Annotated in this window: 1 protein-coding gene; it reads left to right on the top strand. The window is 59.5% G+C overall.

What is annotated here, in order from left to right:
• Window positions 1-65: 65 nt before the first annotated feature.
• Window positions 66-343: type I secretion C-terminal target domain-containing protein (locus EOC93_RS33865; RefSeq protein ID WP_281033184.1), on the top strand; the 278-nt coding region annotated here is incomplete at its 3' end.

The raw sequence follows: 343 nt of genomic DNA, 5'->3' as shown, positions 1-343 counted from the left end.
GCAATGATGCGATCAACGGCGGAGCGGGCAATGACACTCTGATCGGCGGCTTCGGCCAGGATACCATGACCGGTGGCACGGGCGCCGATACATTTAAGCTCGACGGTCTCGACATCAAGGATCTCATCGTCGACTACAATGGCGGGCAAGGCGACAAGATAGACCTGACGTCGCTGTTCGACACAGCTCCCGGAGGAGCCAATGTTGGCGATTTCGTGAACTACGATTCGGCGACAGGCACTCTCAGTGTCGATCATGACGGGACCACCGGCGGCGCCAATTTCGTCGACGTGGCGACGCTGTCGAACCTGCCCGCGGCCAACACAAGCACGCTGCTCTATGA

Source organism: Mesorhizobium sp. M6A.T.Ce.TU.002.03.1.1 (assembly GCF_003997275.1).
Taxonomy (GTDB): Bacteria; Pseudomonadota; Alphaproteobacteria; order Rhizobiales; family Rhizobiaceae; genus Mesorhizobium; species Mesorhizobium mediterraneum.
This window is presented reverse-complemented; position numbering and strand designations above follow the sequence as displayed.